Source organism: Paucisalibacillus globulus (genome assembly GCF_900184735.1).
GTDB classification, from domain to species: Bacteria; Bacillota; Bacilli; order Bacillales; family Amphibacillaceae; genus Ornithinibacillus; species Ornithinibacillus globulus_B.
On sequence record NZ_LT855392.1, the window covers coordinates 64288 to 80652 of the forward strand.

General features: G+C 38.0%; 16 protein-coding genes. 5 read left to right on the forward strand and 11 right to left on the reverse strand.

The window, feature by feature from the left end; genetic code table 11:
• Positions 1-16: 16 nt before the first annotated feature.
• The 4 genes from BN999_RS11305 to BN999_RS11320 are packed head-to-tail and all read right to left on the reverse strand — an operon-like array spanning position 17 to position 3307.
• Positions 17-487, reverse strand: a complete 471-nt coding sequence (locus BN999_RS11305) for an NUDIX hydrolase (protein WP_096271469.1) — start codon at positions 485-487, stop codon at positions 17-19.
• An 11-nt stretch (positions 488-498) separates the two neighbouring features.
• The gene (locus BN999_RS11310) at positions 499-1620 is read right to left on the reverse strand and encodes an oxidoreductase family protein (protein WP_096271470.1); all 1122 of its coding nucleotides are present in this window, start codon (positions 1618-1620) and stop codon (positions 499-501) included.
• Positions 1621-1625: 5 nt separating this feature from the next.
• On the reverse strand, positions 1626-2441 hold the full coding sequence (locus BN999_RS11315) for an aminoglycoside adenylyltransferase domain-containing protein (RefSeq protein WP_096271471.1): 816 nt from the start codon (positions 2439-2441) through the stop codon (positions 1626-1628).
• A 14-nt stretch (positions 2442-2455) separates the two neighbouring features.
• Positions 2456-3307: a DUF5700 domain-containing putative Zn-dependent protease gene (locus BN999_RS11320; protein WP_096271472.1), complete on the reverse strand. Its 852-nt coding sequence runs from the start codon at positions 3305-3307 to the stop codon at positions 2456-2458.
• Positions 3308-3455: 148 nt separating this feature from the next.
• Between BN999_RS11320 and BN999_RS11325 the strand changes: the two genes are divergently transcribed.
• Both BN999_RS11325 and yiaA read left to right on the forward strand, forming a co-directional pair.
• Positions 3456-4253 carry an N-acetylmuramoyl-L-alanine amidase gene (locus BN999_RS11325; RefSeq protein ID WP_096271473.1) on the forward strand — a complete coding sequence of 266 codons (798 nt, stop codon included), beginning with the start codon at positions 3456-3458 and terminating at the stop codon, positions 4251-4253.
• 406 nt (positions 4254-4659) lie between these two features.
• Positions 4660-5124, forward strand: a complete 465-nt coding sequence (gene yiaA / locus BN999_RS11330) for an inner membrane protein YiaA (RefSeq protein WP_096271474.1) — start codon at positions 4660-4662, stop codon at positions 5122-5124.
• 86 nt (positions 5125-5210) lie between these two features.
• On the opposite strand, the gene BN999_RS11335 is transcribed toward yiaA, so the two are convergent.
• From BN999_RS11335 to BN999_RS11360, 6 genes are all read right to left on the reverse strand, one after another.
• Positions 5211-5543, reverse strand: a complete 333-nt coding sequence (locus BN999_RS11335) for a DUF3870 domain-containing protein (protein WP_096271475.1) — start codon at positions 5541-5543, stop codon at positions 5211-5213.
• Positions 5543-6310 carry an IclR family transcriptional regulator gene (locus tag BN999_RS11340; RefSeq protein ID WP_096271476.1) on the reverse strand — a complete coding sequence of 256 codons (768 nt, stop codon included), beginning with the start codon at positions 6308-6310 and terminating at the stop codon, positions 5543-5545. The genes BN999_RS11335 and BN999_RS11340 overlap by 1 nt, the downstream gene beginning before the upstream one ends.
• 63 nt (positions 6311-6373) lie before the next feature.
• The gene (locus tag BN999_RS11345; protein WP_255247451.1) at positions 6374-7573 is read right to left on the reverse strand and encodes a saccharopine dehydrogenase family protein; all 1200 of its coding nucleotides are present in this window, start codon (positions 7571-7573) and stop codon (positions 6374-6376) included.
• 211 nt (positions 7574-7784) lie between these two features.
• Complete coding sequence (locus BN999_RS11350; protein WP_096271478.1) at positions 7785-9275, reverse strand: aldehyde dehydrogenase family protein; 1491 nt, start codon at positions 9273-9275, stop codon at positions 7785-7787.
• Between the two features lie 39 nt (positions 9276-9314).
• A complete protein-coding gene (locus BN999_RS11355; RefSeq protein WP_096271479.1) occupies positions 9315-10973 on the reverse strand; it encodes a thiamine pyrophosphate-dependent enzyme in 1659 nt (552 codons plus the stop codon).
• Positions 10970-12148: an LL-diaminopimelate aminotransferase gene (locus BN999_RS11360; RefSeq protein WP_096271480.1), complete on the reverse strand. Its 1179-nt coding sequence runs from the start codon at positions 12146-12148 to the stop codon at positions 10970-10972. Before BN999_RS11360 ends, BN999_RS11355 begins: the two co-directional genes overlap by 4 nt.
• A gap of 163 nt (positions 12149-12311) precedes the next feature.
• On the opposite strand from BN999_RS11360, the gene kynU reads away from it, so the two are divergent.
• The 3 genes from kynU to kynA are packed head-to-tail and all read left to right on the forward strand — an operon-like array spanning position 12312 to position 15068.
• On the forward strand, positions 12312-13583 hold the full coding sequence (gene kynU / locus BN999_RS11365; RefSeq protein WP_096271481.1) for a kynureninase: 1272 nt from the start codon (positions 12312-12314) through the stop codon (positions 13581-13583).
• Positions 13583-14218, forward strand: coding sequence for an arylformamidase (kynB, locus tag BN999_RS11370; RefSeq protein ID WP_096271482.1), 636 nt, complete (start codon positions 13583-13585; stop codon positions 14216-14218). Before kynU ends, kynB begins: the two co-directional genes overlap by 1 nt.
• 1 nt (position 14219) lies before the next feature.
• Positions 14220-15068, forward strand: a complete 849-nt coding sequence (kynA, locus tag BN999_RS11375) for a tryptophan 2,3-dioxygenase (RefSeq protein WP_096271483.1) — start codon at positions 14220-14222, stop codon at positions 15066-15068.
• Between the two features lie 46 nt (positions 15069-15114).
• Here the strand turns inward: kynA and BN999_RS11380 are convergent, their stop codons facing one another.
• Positions 15115-16356, reverse strand: coding sequence for a DUF5667 domain-containing protein (locus tag BN999_RS11380; protein WP_096271484.1), 1242 nt, complete (start codon positions 16354-16356; stop codon positions 15115-15117).
• Between the last annotated feature and the right edge of the window lie 9 nt (positions 16357-16365).

A 16365-nucleotide genomic window follows, 5' to 3' on the forward strand; every position in this document is an offset into this window, starting at 1 on the left:
TACATCCCCCTTGTTTTTAATTACCCAAATAAAGTCCTATATAATTTTTTATGTATTCACGAATGATCGGCATATCAGGAGGACTTAAATTATTTGGAAGATTATTTATGCTAAAGAAATTCAACTCTTGCACTTCACTTTCTTCCTTTTTCAACTCACCCTCGAATTTTCTACATATATAAGTTGCAACTACATTATAAACCTGGTCACCGTGAGGGTATTTGTAATAGAATTCCTCACCAGAATACACATTAACTAGCGTCATACTTTTTGCAACAAGTCCTGTTTCTTCAAGTAATTCTCTTTGGGCAACTTCCTGCAAAGATTCTCCCAAATCCATGGAGCCACCGGGTAATCCCCAACAATTATTGTCTGTTCTCAATTGTAGTAAAAGCCTTTCATTCTGATCCACCACCAAAACACAAGCCCCCACCATGATTAGTGGACGAGTCCCAACTATTTTTCTCAATTTCTTTATGTATCCCATAAAACTCCCCTTTATATTTTCTCGAATATATCTGCTGCTTCTTCTGCAAATCTAAGTTGCAATAAAACTATTTGCGTGTATTTATCAATTTCATCACCATATCTAGCTGGAGAATTTTGAGCTATTATCTTTGTCAATTTAGGGACTTCCCATATACTTCGAAAAGCAACTGCTACGCAAAAGCCATACCGTACCAGGAGTGGATTACCATTCCACCCTACCTGTTTTAGTCCATTTAAATAGCTATTGAATAATTGCTCTTGGTATTCCCAAGCCTTTGTAATAGGAATATCATCCTGACTGATTGCTAGTCCAAATAATCTTCCTATGTCTTCCCCTAATCCAGATATACTTAGAAACTGCCAATCTATTAGGATTAACCTTTGACTTTTATTGCTTATGTACATATTTTGTTTACTTAAATCTTGATGTGAGAGAACTCGCGGTAGGTTATTTAATTTATTAAGATATTTCTTCTCGTTTTGTCTTAAGTCAAGATAAGTTTTCAAGATGGTATCAATTGTCTTGCTAGGTTCTGTGATTTTTGGATAATATTTACTTGGTCTTGGTGCGTAAAGGTCACATCCATCAATCCAAGATTTTAGCCAATTTCGAGAAATCCATTCTTCTTGCGGCAAAGGAAATTTCCCACTAGCAAAAGTTCCATGAAATAATCCCATTTGTTTTGCAATAAAAAAGAACTCCGCTAAGGAAAATTCTCTGCTATTGTTCTCCTTTATTTCTTCCATCCACAACCATATTTCCGTGTCTGATTTCACTTCTATCTTATAACAATCTGGTGTTTGAATAACTTTGGGTAATTCGTTTAATAAACCTGATTTAAAAACTAAGGCCTCACGCTTCCAATAGTTAAAATGATTTGGATTATTCTTTTCTTCTGCTTCCTGCTCAACAACCTTTATTATCAGCGACCACGTTGTATCAGCACCCTCTACTCTAGCTAATCCACACAAACGATAAATTCCAGAAGTCGTGAAATTTTGAGTTCTGCTTTTGATAGGATTAACTCGCCAATTCAAGATTAGAAAATCCTCTTTCTTCAGTATCTTCTTTACACACATATGAAGTATGTCTAAATCAATGGTTATTTCTGATGCTTTTACTGATTTCACGATAACTATCTCCTAGTTTTCTGAGAGGTATTAAGCTCCTGAATTTCTGTATTAATATAATTCTTATAAATATGAAGCTCCTCTGAATCGTACCTGCCTGTTTCTGTTTTACCAGAATAATCATCAACAACTTTTCGAATGGTAGTTTTCAATTCAATAGGCAATATTTCTAGTCCCCGTTTCCCTGCTTCCTGTTTAGAAGAAATTACTCCTTCCTTTAAATATAAGAGAACTCGAAGTAAATTCAACGAACAATAAATTGGGTCATTTACTATATTTTTCAAGCAGTCTTCATAGTCTTCCATAATAGAAGACACGTAGTCTTTTTTAGAAACTGAAGGAAACACTTCATCAATTGGTTCCCCATCTAGACATATTCCCCGATGATTCATAATCGTGATATGGGCCGCCAAATCTGGGTCCACATTAATTGCGTCATTAATAATTTCAGTCGTCCCTTTCCTTAGTTCGTCCACATACCTTTCTCTCCAATGCTCACTATAGTGGAAATCATATGGACATGGGTGTTGCCAATTATGTAATACACTCATATTTAAAAAGCTAATTTCAATGGGAAAAGGAGAGTTGGAACTGGCCAAAAAAAGTTGTGCTAATCTCCTTTTAGTTTTTTCAAATACTGGTTTCTTAATTACAACTAAAATATCTATATCACTTTTATTCGGATTAAAGCCTCCCATAGCCAGCGAACCATGAAGATAAATACCAATAATATTACGGTTACAAACCTCTTTAATCTCTGCCTGCAAAGTTAAAACAAATTCTTTAATTTCTGGAGTACAATTTTCCCATGAATAAGACATTTAGATTCCTCAATCTATTTAATATTTTGGTCCAACCAATCTTCCACAATCTGAAAGAAATTATCTTCCTTCCACAAAAGTAATGTATTGAGTTCGCCAATCTCTTTTTCAAAATCCCGAAACATACAATCCGCTACAAAATAACCTAGCCTTGTATAACCAAAATTTTCTCCTCCATTGATGGAAAACCACTCCTTAAAAATCTCTTTATTCGATCTACCACTACGTAAATCCTTCGTAAATTCATTTAAAATTACCTGCCTCTTACCTCTTGCAAATTCGAGCCACTCGTCTTCATTATCATTAAATGAAAAATAGATGGAATCGTTTAACCCCGTAACGATTTGCTTTGAAAAATGAGTTGCTGTTCCTTCCTGTAACAACCATGTATATGGATGGTCCCACTGAACTGATTTCCAGTTCATGTGATGGTTATTGGAAATGATATTATGGGCAGCATGGCCAAATTCGTGTGCAATCAATACTTTTAAGGGATCTTCTTTATAAGATAATCTTTCCATTGCCAATGTGATATCCGGTATTATTTGATGATTCGTGTAGCCGTTAGAACCATATGCACCCACAATTAGGTTAACCGTTATAGGAAAATCAAGTTGATAGTCTAATAGATATCGTTGAACAATGCCCTCTATCAGCTCACCAATACGCTCATGAACCTTTTCTATAGATTCCCAATCAGTTGGATATTTTTGAAGCGCTTGATTTAGCCTCCTATCAGTATTCTTACAATGAAATTGAAAATAGAACTTGAAAATATCAGAGTGTCTTTCATAGTACTGTCTTAAACTACTAATAGCAGGATTATCTGGAAAGGAACCAAATGTATCATTAATTTTCATTTTCATTACAGCCTTTCTACTTTTTTACTATAATGTAAGGCTAATTACATAGAACAACAGTGGAAATTAGAAAAAAACAAGATGTTTGTCCAATTGCACCCTCAAATTCAGAATAAACTATTACGTAAGAAAACTTATATAAGGAGGGATAGAAATGAAATTATACCTTGATCCCGGTCATGGTGGTTCTGACCCCGGTGCACAAGGAAATGGCTTAAAGGAAAAGGATATTAACCTTGATATCGCATTAAACATTCAAAGTCTCCTAACAACCCAGTATGAGAATGTATCCGTTAAGATGAGTAGAACTAGCGATATAACTAAAAGCCTAGTTCAGCGAACAAATGAAGCTAATTCATGGGGTGCGGATTATTATCTATCCATTCATTGCAATGCTTTTAATGGATCTGCACAGGGCTATGAAGATTATATTCATAACGCTCTACCTAACTCCTCCCAGACTGCTAAATACCGTGATATACTTCATGCTGAAATTACTAGTGTAAATCAGTTACAAAATCGTGGGAAGAAGAAGGCTAATTTTCATGTCCTACGAGAGTCTACTATGCCAGCTTTTTTATCTGAGAATGGGTTTATTGATAATAGTCATGATGCTGCTTTAATGCGAGATCCTTCATGGCGAATGAAAGTTGCCCAAGGACATGTAAATGGCATTGCTCGTGCATTCAATCTAAAACGAAAGATTCAAGATCCAGGACCTTCTGTTTTGTATCGTATTATTGCTGGTTCCTTCCAATCAAGAGACAATGCAGAAGAACGTATTGCAACTCTCAACCAAAACCAAATTGAAGCCTTTATTTCCTCTGTAACGGTTTCCGGAAAGCGCTGGTATCGAGTGCAAGCAGGCGCATTTACAAAAAGGACAAACGCAGAGGAACATCTAGCAACTGTAAAACGTATTGTTCCAGACGCTTATATTGTACAGGAGTAGCGGTAATAACAAAAAGTCTAGTCAACAATTGTCCACTTGAGATAACTAAGTAGTCTGTACTAGTTGAGATGACATTAGCCCGATTCATTATGAGATTGGGCTGTTTCTTTTTTCACTTCGCGGATAGCCTTACCACATTCAACCTTTCCTCTTGGCGGAATAACCCCTTTAAAACTATCTTGTTACCAATCTAGTAGTAGAACCTTATTTATTATGAGATTGAATCACGCTTCCCTTATCTGACAAATTTGTTTATTATCTTTATTCTAACAAAAATTCGGCGCTCAACCATTTGTTTTTAGAAATTTTTATCATGAATCATACGAACTTAATAATACTAATGAGTTTTCTATAATACATTGATATGAAGGTCTAGAACAATCAAGAAGTAAAAGGGGGAAAATCCATGTCAGAGAATCAAGATGTATTATTTGAAAAAGATGAGAAAGATAAAATTCAAAAAGTTGAAGGAGAACCTACCGCAGCATTTAAAGGTGCCTCATGGGCCGCTTTATTAATTGGTGTTTCGGCATACTTTATTGGATTATATAATGCAACAATGGAACTAAATGAAAAAGGGTATTATTTTGCTGTTTTAGTCTTTGGTTTATATGCTGCAGTATCCTTGCAAAAAGCTGTTAGGGACAAAGAAGAAGGAGTGCCAGTTACTAATATTTATTACGGTATTAGTTGGTTTGCATTAATCATAGCTATATCATTAATAGCTATTGGCTTGTATAACGCCGGCAGTATTACATCAAGTGAAAAAGGATTTTATGGAATGTCATTTGTTCTAAGTATATTTGCTGCCATTACCGTTCAGAAAAATATTCGAGATACACAAAAAGCTAGGGATAATAATAACTTATAGCTTACATACACATTGCCATTGGTATTAAAAAGAAACAGTAACAATCACTTGAGATAGATTGTTGCTGTTTCTTTTAACGATTTCCCTTATAAAGTTGAGGCACCCTTCTTCTTCTCCAAATATACCCCATACTGCTTATGCAGATCCTTCAGTGCAGAAACAATCGCATTACCAGCTTTTCCCATGTAATGTCTCTTAACCGATTTAACAGGATCCTCTATGCCATCTTGTAAACTATATCCTCTTAATAAATGCTGAACAAAGTCTCGACCGTGTTCGGTTGCTAAGGTGCAACTAGCAGCGACAATCACTCCGTATTTCTGATCAATTTCAGCTGTGATGGTCAAGGTTTCATACATATTCTGTGCTGCCATTCCAGATGGCAATCTAGCATGTCCTGCAATAAAAACTGTATTCATTAGTCTACCACTCCTTGAACAAAGCCACGAAATCCTAGTTTTCTAGAAATAACTTCAGCGGCTTCCTCTGACTTTGCCTTGATTGATCTCAGATTATCACCTTCGAAGTACGTAGACAAGCCACTAATGGTTAGGGCAGCGATAACACGATTACGATAATCATAGATTGGATACGATATTCCAGTTGTATTTTCATCTTGCTCGCTTATGCTATATGAATAGCCTTCGATACGAATCCGTTGAAGTTCTTCTTCAAATTTCAAGCGATTTATTTTCCCCTTCGTCTCAGCCTGACTGATGATTACTTCTTGCTTTTCTTTCGGGAGATTTGCCAATAAAAGCTTTGGTCCTGAACCGACATATAAGGGGGAGCTCTTACCAATCCTCGTGTATAAGCGTATAGCCTTTGAGCTTTCCACTTTTTCAATATAGATTGCTTCATTATGATTGATGACTACGAGATGGACTGCTTCTTGAATCTCATTTGCCAATGTCTCCATATAGGGAAATGCAATACGTCTAACTTCTAATTGATCGGAGACCAGTTTCCCTAACTCTAAAAGCTTTAGACCCAGACGATATCGACTGTCATGCTCATTCTCTTTTAACTTATAAACATAGTTCATCGATTCAAGTGTCGTGAGTAAACGATAAGCTGTTGGTTTAGGAAGTTTGGAGCGTTCGGATATTTCCTTAAGAGATAGCTCATAAGTTTTTTCATCGAATAAATTTAATAGACTGAGTGCTTTTTTTACACTTTGATTCATTTCAATTCTCCTTGCGTTCGCAATTAGAAAAAGGTCCCTCCGCTTACGCAGGAGGGATAATCTTTACAATTTTACTTTAGAATTAGAAGTCACTACAGACTCACTTATGTGAACTCCTCGTTTGGCCATCTCATTAATGTAGATATCACCAGGAACACTTTGTTCTGGTGGAAATACACCTTTCTTAGCAATGGTTCCATTACCAATCATTTGAGCCACAACGGAGATCGTATTTGCTGTTGCTCTAGCCATTGCCGTTACGTTATGCTCACGATCTTTGAATGTCGCCATTTCATATTGATACGTAGTTTCCTCTCCATCCTTCACTCCAGAAACAACTACACGTAGAAGTACCGCATCATCGCGATCTCCTAATTCAACTATTGGGTCAAGTACCTTCAAGAAAACTTCTCTAGGATTAATCTTTTGACCTCGTAATTCAATTTCATAATCATTGCGAGTAAGATTTAAATCAACTAGTAATTGAAACTTCTCCGCATGACCTGGGTAACGAATCGTCTTATACTCTAGCGTTTCAATGTCCGGATAAGAGATGGATAGTGTTGATGTTCCACCTGAAGTATGGAATGCCTCTAATGGACCAAACTTTTCAAAATGAAGACGCTCCACTTCGGATAATGATGGGACTTCCTGTTTTATACCGTTTCGAATAATTAATGATGGATCTGTGTAATGGTCAAATAGTCCTTCCATCGAAAACACATGAAAATACTCTAGTGGTGGTTCTGGTTTTACTGGAATTCCACCAACATATAGTTTAATAGATTTTAATTCATCTAGTTTACTTGCTCCATAGCCTGATAGAATGTTAATCATTCCTGGTGCTACTCCAAGGTCAGGAATCAGGGTTACGTTTGCAACTTCAGCATCTTCGTGCATAGCTAGAACTTTATCGGTTATATGTCCGATATGACCACCTAAGTCGACAGAACTTACTCCGACTTGAATGGCTGTTTTCGCTACAATTTCATTAAAGGAGTAGAATAGAGCGTTTATGATTACGTCATATTGACGCATGAAGTTTGCTAGTTCTTGTTCGTCTGATGCGTTTACCTGGAATGCTGTTAGTTTTGGTGAGTTTAGTTGGTCTACTACTTGTTGTGCGCGTTGTAGGTCGATGTCTGCTAGGCCTATTGCTGTTACTCCTTCGCTTTGTGTTAGGTCTCGTGCTGCTTCTTTTCCCATTAATCCTGATCCTAATACTCCGACTTTCATCGAATCACTCCTTTTGTGAATTATCATGATAATTGTTAATAACTTTCTTGCCAGGTCCGCGTCCCGAATACACTACGCTTTCCACGGGCGGCTGGTGAGCCTCCTCGCTCGTTCCGAGCTGCGGGGTCTCACCTATGCCTATCCTCCCGTAGGAGTCTCCGTGTATTCGGGCCGCTCAGTGTTATTATTATGAATTCTACTTCTTTTAAAAAATCCTCAAACCACTAAATTCTTTTACTTACTCCACGTCTATCTGTGCACGTTGTAGTTTGCCGCTGTAGTCTACGTAGACGGATTTCCATTCGGTGTAGACGTCTAGGGCTTGGATGCCGGAGTCGCGGTGGCCGTTTCCGGTGCCTTTTGTTCCTCCGAATGGTAGGTGGATTTCGGCTCCTGTTGTTCCGGCGTTTACATAGACAATTCCTGTGTCTAGGTCGCGTTGTGCTTTGAATACGCGGTTTACGTCTTTGGTGAAGATAGAGCTGGATAGACCGTAAGTTACGCTGTTGTTTACTTCGATTGCTTCTTCAAAGCTTTTTACTGGTACAAGTGAAACTACTGGTCCAAAGATTTCCTCTAGTGCGATGCGCATGGTGCTTGTAACATCTGTGAACAATGTCGGTGCAAAGTAATTTCCATTTGCATGGTCACCTTCTGTTAGCTCATATCCACCAGCAAGAAGTTTTGCTCCCTCTTCTTTTCCAATTTCAATATACTGCTTAATTTTCTCGATACCAGCTTTATTAATGATTGGACCTACTTTGTTATTAGAATCTAATCCATTTCCAATCGTTAGCTTTTCCATTTCAACTAGTAAGCGTTCTTCCAATGCTTCTTTTACATCTTCATGAACGATGACACGGCTACATGCTGTACAACGTTGTCCACTTGTTCCAAAGGCGCTCCAAAGAATTCCTTCTACTGCTAAATCAAGATCTGCATCATCCATTACGATAACAGCATTCTTTCCTCCCATTTCAAGCGATACCTTCTTCAACTGACGGCCACATTCCGCAGCAATATTACGACCAACATCATTAGAGCCTGTAAAGGAAATGACACGAATATCATCATGGTGAACCATCGCATCTCCAACTTCTGAGCCACTACCAAATACAACGTTTAAAACACCCTTCGGTAAGCCAGCTTCTTCAAATATTTTAGCAAGCTCATAAGCCATAATTGGAGTTTCTGTTGCTGGTTTCCATACCACGGCATTACCTGCAACAATTGCCGGGAAGGACTTCCAAGTCGCAATCGCAATTGGGAAGTTCCAAGGGGTTATAATCCCTACTACTCCAATTGGGGAACGAACACTCATAGCAAATTTATCCTTCAGTTCAGCAGGTGTTGTTTGACCGAATAGACGTCTACCTTCTCCTGCCATGTAGAATGCCATGTCGATTCCTTCCTGAACTTCTCCACGAGCTTCTTCAATCACTTTCCCATTTTCCATTGTTAGAAGCTGAGATAATTCTTCTTTTCTTTCCTTTAATAGATAACCAACACGATATAACACTTCTGCACGTTGTGGTGCAGGTACTAATGCCCATTCTTTTTGTGCTTTTTTAGCCGCTTCAACCGCAGCATTTACACTCGCTGCACCTGATAACGGAACATCTAGAATTGTTTCGCCAGTTGCAGGGTTTATGACAGGGTTTGTTTTTTCAACTTCAACCCATTCTCCATTAATAAAGTTTGCTAGTTTCTTAGTTTTTACTTCTACCATTTTGTAATAACCTCCTAATATTATTTGCTACATGTATAGTTATAGGGACTTTCCCCTCAATGATGATATGGTTGATGTGACTGATATATTCTCTACATCCGTCATGATTTCTATTACGGTAGGTAAGCCACTTATTAATGCTTGCTTTAGCGCATTTCGGAATTCTTCGATGGTAAATACCGTGAAGCCTTCTGCTCCAACTCCTTTTGCCAAAGCTTGGAAGGATACAATTCCTAAATCTGTTCCTATCACTCTTTCTGGATAGTGGATTTCCTGATGCATACGAATGGTTCCATAACTATTATTATTGAAAACTAGTGCAATAACTGGTGCACTCTCCCTTACCGCAGTCTCCAGTTCTTGGAAGGTCATCATAAACCCGCCATCACCGGAGAGAGAAACAACCGTTTGATTTGGTACAGCTAGCTTAGCGCCAATTGCGGCTGGTAAACCATAACCCATTGCACCAGAAGTTGGTCCGACATACGTATTCTTCTCTCTAAAAGGATAGAATCCATGTAACCATCCTGCAAAGTTCCCAGCATCATTCGTGATTAACGTATCTTGCGGCAACATATCTACAAGTGCTTTTATAATATGCTTGTTGATGACATCTTTTTCGGATGCTTCTACATTACTTACCCCTAGATAACGTAGTCGACTTTCCTCTGCCCATGATGGCCACGAGCTAGTAAAGTTTATATCAGTTAGTGCTATTAACGCCTGTTTCATATCTGCAATGACACCTAAGTCAGGAGGATACACTTTTCCGATAACATCCTGCTCAATATCAATATGGATAAGCTTCTGTTCTCTCGACAACAAGGAATAATCCTGAGTGGTTACTTCAGATAATCTAGTGCCAAAAGCTAATATCACATCTGCTTCTTTTACCGTCTCTATAATTGTCTTAGGGGTCCCCAGACCTAAATGCCCAGCATATAGTTCATGATTATTTGGAAATGCATCATGACGACGAAATGCTGCCATTACCGGAATTTGTAGTTTTTCAGCAAAATGGACTAGCTCTTCTTCAGCTTGTGAAAGCTTCACGCCACCTCCAGCAATAATAAGTGGTTTTTTTGCTTCACGTAGCATACCTTCTACTAAATTGATTTCTTCTTTAGATGGAGAAGGCTTGGGTATTGTTATTTCCGGACCGAAGTGCATTTCCGCTTCGACTGGCAGTACATCCTCAGGGAGTGAGACAACTACGGGCCCAGGTCTTCCTGAACGAGCAATCCGAAATGCTCTTCCAACAATCTCCGGCATTCTCTCCGGGTCCTTTACCTCCACAGCCCATTTTGAAATTGGTTTAAAAAATTGATCCAGGTCTACTTCTTGGAATCCTTCCCGGCCACGGAATTTGCTATGTACTTGCCCTAGGAAGACAACCATTGGGGTGGAATCCTGATATGCGGTATGAACTCCAATCGTTAAATTTGCAGCCCCAACCCCTCTTGTGGCAAGTACTACACCTGGTTTATGAGAAGCTTTAGCATATCCTTCCGCCATAAATGATGCTCCACCCTCATGCCTTGCAGATACTAAATCAATGGATGGCTCATCATAAAGTGCATCTAATAGGGGTAAGTAACTTTCCCCTGGCACACAGAATACCTTATCAATACTCTCTCTTTTCACACATTCTACAATCGCTTGAGCAGCGGTCATTTTCGTTTTTACTTGTGTACTCATGACGATTTCACGCCCTTACTTGTAAATTCCTTCAATCTTCTAATTACCTCATCAATGCGGTTAAGCTCAACAGATAAAGAAATACGAATATATCCTTCACCAGAAGGACCGAAAGCAGTGCCTGGTGTAACAATGACACCCGCTTCTTCTAAAAGTCTTTCTGCAAATTCAGCCGAAGTATATCCAGTAGGAATTCTTGACCAAATAAAGATGGAGCCACGTGGCTTTTCAACTTGAAAACCCACTTCCATTAAACCTTGATACATACGTTCCATTCGTTCTTTAAATATTTGATTATGTTTTCTCACATCTGACAAATCACTTCTTAAAGCAAGTGCTGCTGCCTGTTGAATTGCTAGGAATTGACTTGTATCAATATTACTTTTGTAAGTATGAAGTGCCTTAATCAACTCTTTATTCCCTACTACATACCCAATCCGCCATCCCGTCATATTAAAACTCTTGGAAAGCGAACCAAACTCAACAGCTACTTCCTTTGCATTTGGTGCTTGAAGAATACTTGGTGACGTATATCCATCAAATGTAACCAAGTCATAAGCTGCATCATGAATAACTGCGATATTATTCTCCTTACCAAATGTAATCGCTTCCAAAAAGGTGTTTAATTCGACAGTTGCTGCTGTTGGATTTCCTGGATAATTTAAAAACATAAGCTTCGCGTCCTGTTTATCCTGTTCAGAAATACGGTCATACATTGGTACATAGCCATTTTGCGAATCCAACGGAAGATACGTACTATTACCACCAGCTAAATGTACCGCCGTCTTGTAAACGGGATAACCTGGATCAGGAATAAGAACCGTGTCACCAGGATTAATAGCAGCTTGTATAAGATTGGCAATTCCCTCTTTAGAACCGATTAATGTTAGCACTTCTGTCTCTGGATCTAACTCTACCCCGTAGTGGCTTTGATAAAAATAGGCCACTGCTTCTCTAAATTCTTTACTGCCATCATAGGGAGAATATCGATGATTCGTAGGATTTTGTACTTCCTCACAAAGCTTATCAATAATAAACTTTGGAGTTGGTAGGTCTGGTGCACCGATTCCTAAATCAATCACATCTACACCAACAGCCTTCAGTTCCTCTTTCCTTTTTTGAAACTTTGAAAAAAGATACGGCGGTAAGTCCTTTACCTTATTTGACACGTACATGGTTCTACCCATCCTTCCGTTTCAATATACGAAATGCCATTTCATATATCTGACATCAGTATAAAGGTATTAATTAAAATTTTCAATTATTATTAAAAAACTAAATATTTTTGTTACAATGAATATAGAAAGCGCTTACTTATTTTAAACAGAGGTGACCATTATGAATACTAGTAGGGAATACGCTTGTAGCTTGGATAGAAATGATTCTTTGAAAGGGTTTCGAGAAGAATTTTATATTTCCAATGAAAAAATTTATTTAGATGGAAATTCTTTAGGACTTCTTTCGAAAAGATCGGAGAAGGCTGTATTAGATATCCTGAACTCATGGAAAACATTAGCAATCGATGGTTGGACAGATGGAGTTCACCCTTGGTTTTATTTATCTGAAAAAATTGGTGAGAATTTTGCTACCCTTGTCGGGGGAATTTCTAAGGAACTCATTGCAACAGGCTCTACTACCACTAATCTACATCAATTACTGGCAAGTTTTTATCAACCAGATGGTAAAAAAACTAAAATCCTTGCCGATGAATTAAACTTCCCATCCGATATTTACTCAATGAAGAGTCAACTTAAGCTAAAAGGCTATGACCCTCAAGAGCATCTAGTAAAAGTGAAAAGCAAAGATAGTCATTTGCTAGAAACGTCGGATATCGTGAATGCCATGACTGATGATATTGCATTAATAGTTCTTCCTAGTGTTCTGTACCGTAGTGGACAAATTCTGGATATGCAGGCTATTACCCATGCAGCACATGAACGAGGTATCCTAATTGGCTTTGACTTATGTCACTCAATTGGCTCCATTCCACATGAGTTATCCAAATGGGGTGTTGACTTCGCCTTTTGGTGTACATATAAGCATCTAAATGGAGGCCCAGGTAGTGTCGGTGGGATTTATGTGAATGAAAGGCATCTTGGTAAGGAGCCAGGACTATCTGGGTGGTTTAGTTCTGCTAAAGAAAAACAATTTGACTTAGAGCATGACTTAACTCCAGCATCCACGGCTGGTGCTTTTCAGATAGGGACACCACATGTATTAAGCCTTGCACCACTTATTGGCTCACTTTCGATATTTCAAGAAGCTGGTATCGAAGCTATTCGTAAAAAATCATTACAATTAACGGATTATCTTATCCATCTAATAGAAATTGAGTTAGAAGATTTCCAATTTGAGTTAGCCTCCCCTAGAGAACATCAGGCTCGTGGTGGACATATTTATTTAACACACCCACATGCAGCGAGTATTTGTAAGGCTCTAAAATATGAAGGGATAGTTCCGGACTATAGGATCCCTAACGGTATAAGACTGGCTCCTGTTGCCTTATATAATACGTTTGAAGAAGTCTGGCAAACGGTTCAAACTCTAAAAAGAATTATGTTAGAAGAACATTATCGAAAATTTGAAAATACAAGAGGAGTAATCGCCTAATGACAAAATGGATCGATATTACACAACCTTTAACAAATGACATGGCACACTGGCCTGGTGATAGACCTTTTACGTATGAGGTAGCTGCTACAAAAGAACAAACTGGTTCTGCTAATGTAGGAAAGATTACTACTAGTGTCCATATGGGAACCCATGTTGACGCTCCATTTCACTTTGATAATAACGGAGAAACAATGGAACAAATCCCTATTGATGTTTATATAGGAAAAGCACTTGTCATTGATGTTAGTGAAAATAAGACCATAACACCTGAGGTACTGGATAACTTTAATTTAGAAAGTGTGAAGCGACTATTAATTCGTACTTCGCTTCCTAACAATCCAAAATTCTTTCCTGAAGACTTACCTGTATTAGCCCCTACTATAGGGAACTATCTTGCAGAAAAGGGAGTTCGCCTATTAGGGGTAGATATGCCTTCTGTCGATCCCATAACTAGTAAAACACTAGACACTCATCATGCTCTTTATCGAAATGGGATCCATATTTTAGAGAACATCATGCTTGATGGTGTAGAGCCCGGAGAATATGAGTTAATCGCCCTTCCCTTAAAAATTGTTGGTGGAGATGGTAGCCCTGTCAGAGCAGTACTTAGACCCCTTAAGGAGGAAATTTAACATGCGAGATGATTACAATTGGGAGCTACATTCCGACGATATTGGTGCCCATACAGATTTTAAAGAAAAGATGACCTATGGTGACTATTTACAACTTGAGTTACTACTAGATAGCCAGAAACGGCTCTCTACCCATCATGATGAAATGTTATTTATCGTCATTCATCAAGTAAGTGAGCTATGGTTAAAGCTCATGATCCATGAAATTGAAGCAGCAACCGATGCGATCCAAAAAGAAGAATATCAATCGGCTTTCAAGATGCTTGCCCGTGTAACTAAGATCCAATCACAAATTATTCAGTCATGGGATGTACTATCTACCCTCACACCAGCTGAATACATGGAATTTCGTAACTTCTTAGGTAATGCATCTGGCTTTCAATCCTATCAATATCGATTGGTTGAATTTGTATTGGGATACAAAACACCTCATATTGTAAAAATCTATGAAAAAAACCAACTGTTACATAAACGGTTAAAAGCAGCATTTGAGGCACCCGGACTTTATGATGTTTCCATTCAAGCACTGAGTAAACAAGGATTCGATATTAACGATCACATTCTGAATCGGGATTTTTCTAATAAATATGAGCAAGATCCGACAGTAGCGAATGCATGGTTAGAGGTTTATCGTAATAAAGACACATACTGGGATCTATATCAATTAGCAGAAAAACTCGTTGATATTGAGGATTGGTTTCAGCAATGGAGATTCCGTCATATGAAAACAGTTGAACGGATTATTGGTCATAAAACTGGAACTGGTGGTACTTCAGGTGTTGGGTATCTAAAAAGTGTATTGGAGCATTACTTCTTTCCAGAATTATGGGAAATTCGAACAAAATTATAATAAAGCGCTTAGAGGATCTATAGACCTCTAAGCGCTTCTTTATTAATTAGTTATTACCGTTTCCTTTATTCCCATTTCCATTGCCATTATTACCATTACCATGATTGCCGTTGTTACCTTTGCCGTTACTTCCATTTCCATTATTTCCTTTGTTTGCTTTCTTCTCTGCTTTCTCTAATGCCTTTTCAGCTTTCTTTTCAGCCTTTTCTTGTGCTTTCTCTGCTTTCTTTTCGGCTTTTTCTAGAGCTTTTTCGGATTTCTTTTGGGCTTTTTCTAGTTCTTTTTCGGCTTTTTTATTGTCTGGTTTTGCAACTTCTACAACTTCTAGATTTTCTGACTCTTTTGAGATTGCCTTTTTCTTATCTGTTTCTGGTGCCTCTACAGTTAATGTTGATTTTTCCTTAGAGTCTTCCATTTTATTTGTTTCTTCTACTGTTTCTACTTCTTCATCTAATTCAACTTCATCTTTTGTCGCTACTTTACTAGCTCTCTTCTCGATTTTCTCAGCTAATTTAGCAAATGACTTTTCGATATTTTTCATAATTGCAGCTTGTGCTTTTGGATTATCAATTTTAGCAAGAACTGCCGATAGAGCATTGATATTGTTAGCAATTTTCACTTTAACTTGCGCAACTCCTTCATCCTCAACTACTACTTCTTCTCCGTCTGTTACTTCCTCTTCTTTGACTACTTCTTCATCTGTAGTTTTATCTACTTCTTCCGTTTCAGTTGAACCTTCACTATCTTCAGTAGATTTTTCTTCAACAGATTCTTCTGCAGTACCTTCTTCTACTGTTTCTTCTTTTGGCTCTTCTGTGTTATCTCCAAGAGTTAACTGTGCTTTTTCATTATTTTCTAGAGCTTTTTGAAGCAATTCACCAGCTTCTTCATACTTACCATCTTGGATAAGTGCATTTGCTTCAGCGATACGTTCAGAAGCAATCTCTGCTAATAATTGACTCTTTTTATAATCATTGAAAGTTAAGGCTAATTGAATTTTTTCTTGCATGACTTCAACAAAGTAGAAAAAGTCTCCAGGGATTAAGCCAGCATCCGCATCCTTTTCCGTTGTACCGTCTTCAACTGTCCCTTCTTCTGTAACTACTTCATCCGTCTTTGTTTCTTCTACTTTAGTATCTTCATTCGAAGTAGTATCTTGAGATTCCGTGAAAGTTATTATTCCCTGATCACTTTCTTCAGCTAGTACAGTAGTTGCTCCAGATGTTACAACTACAGATGCTAGCACCGTACTCGTTACTAAACTTGATAGTTTTCGTGAAAATTTCATGCACACATT

Bases quoted from the DNA above. Each gene is read 5' to 3' on its own strand.
- BN999_RS11305 (WP_096271469.1), bottom strand. From the start codon at position 487: ATGGGATACATAAAGAAATTGAGAAAAATAGTTGGGACTCGTCCACTA.
- BN999_RS11315 (WP_096271471.1), bottom strand. From the start codon at position 2,441: ATGTCTTATTCATGGGAAAATTGTACTCCAGAAATTAAAGAATTTGTT.
- BN999_RS11320 (WP_096271472.1), bottom strand. From the start codon at position 3,307: ATGAAAATGAAAATTAATGATACATTTGGTTCCTTTCCAGATAATCCT.
- BN999_RS11325 (WP_096271473.1), top strand. From the start codon at position 3,456: ATGAAATTATACCTTGATCCCGGTCATGGTGGTTCTGACCCCGGTGCA.
- yiaA (WP_096271474.1), top strand. From the start codon at position 4,660: ATGTCAGAGAATCAAGATGTATTATTTGAAAAAGATGAGAAAGATAAA.
- BN999_RS11335 (WP_096271475.1), bottom strand. From the start codon at position 5,543: ATGAATACAGTTTTTATTGCAGGACATGCTAGATTGCCATCTGGAATG.
- BN999_RS11340 (WP_096271476.1), bottom strand. From the start codon at position 6,310: ATGAATCAAAGTGTAAAAAAAGCACTCAGTCTATTAAATTTATTCGAT.
- BN999_RS11345 (WP_255247451.1), bottom strand. From the start codon at position 7,573: ATGATAATTCACAAAAGGAGTGATTCGATGAAAGTCGGAGTATTAGGA.
- BN999_RS11350 (WP_096271478.1), bottom strand. From the start codon at position 9,275: ATGGTAGAAGTAAAAACTAAGAAACTAGCAAACTTTATTAATGGAGAA.
- BN999_RS11355 (WP_096271479.1), bottom strand. From the start codon at position 10,973: ATGAGTACACAAGTAAAAACGAAAATGACCGCTGCTCAAGCGATTGTA.
- BN999_RS11360 (WP_096271480.1), bottom strand. From the start codon at position 12,148: ATGTACGTGTCAAATAAGGTAAAGGACTTACCGCCGTATCTTTTTTCA.
- kynU (WP_096271481.1), top strand. From the start codon at position 12,312: ATGAATACTAGTAGGGAATACGCTTGTAGCTTGGATAGAAATGATTCT.
- kynB (WP_096271482.1), top strand. From the start codon at position 13,583: ATGACAAAATGGATCGATATTACACAACCTTTAACAAATGACATGGCA.
- kynA (WP_096271483.1), top strand. From the start codon at position 14,220: ATGCGAGATGATTACAATTGGGAGCTACATTCCGACGATATTGGTGCC.
- BN999_RS11380 (WP_096271484.1), bottom strand. From the start codon at position 16,356: ATGAAATTTTCACGAAAACTATCAAGTTTAGTAACGAGTACGGTGCTA.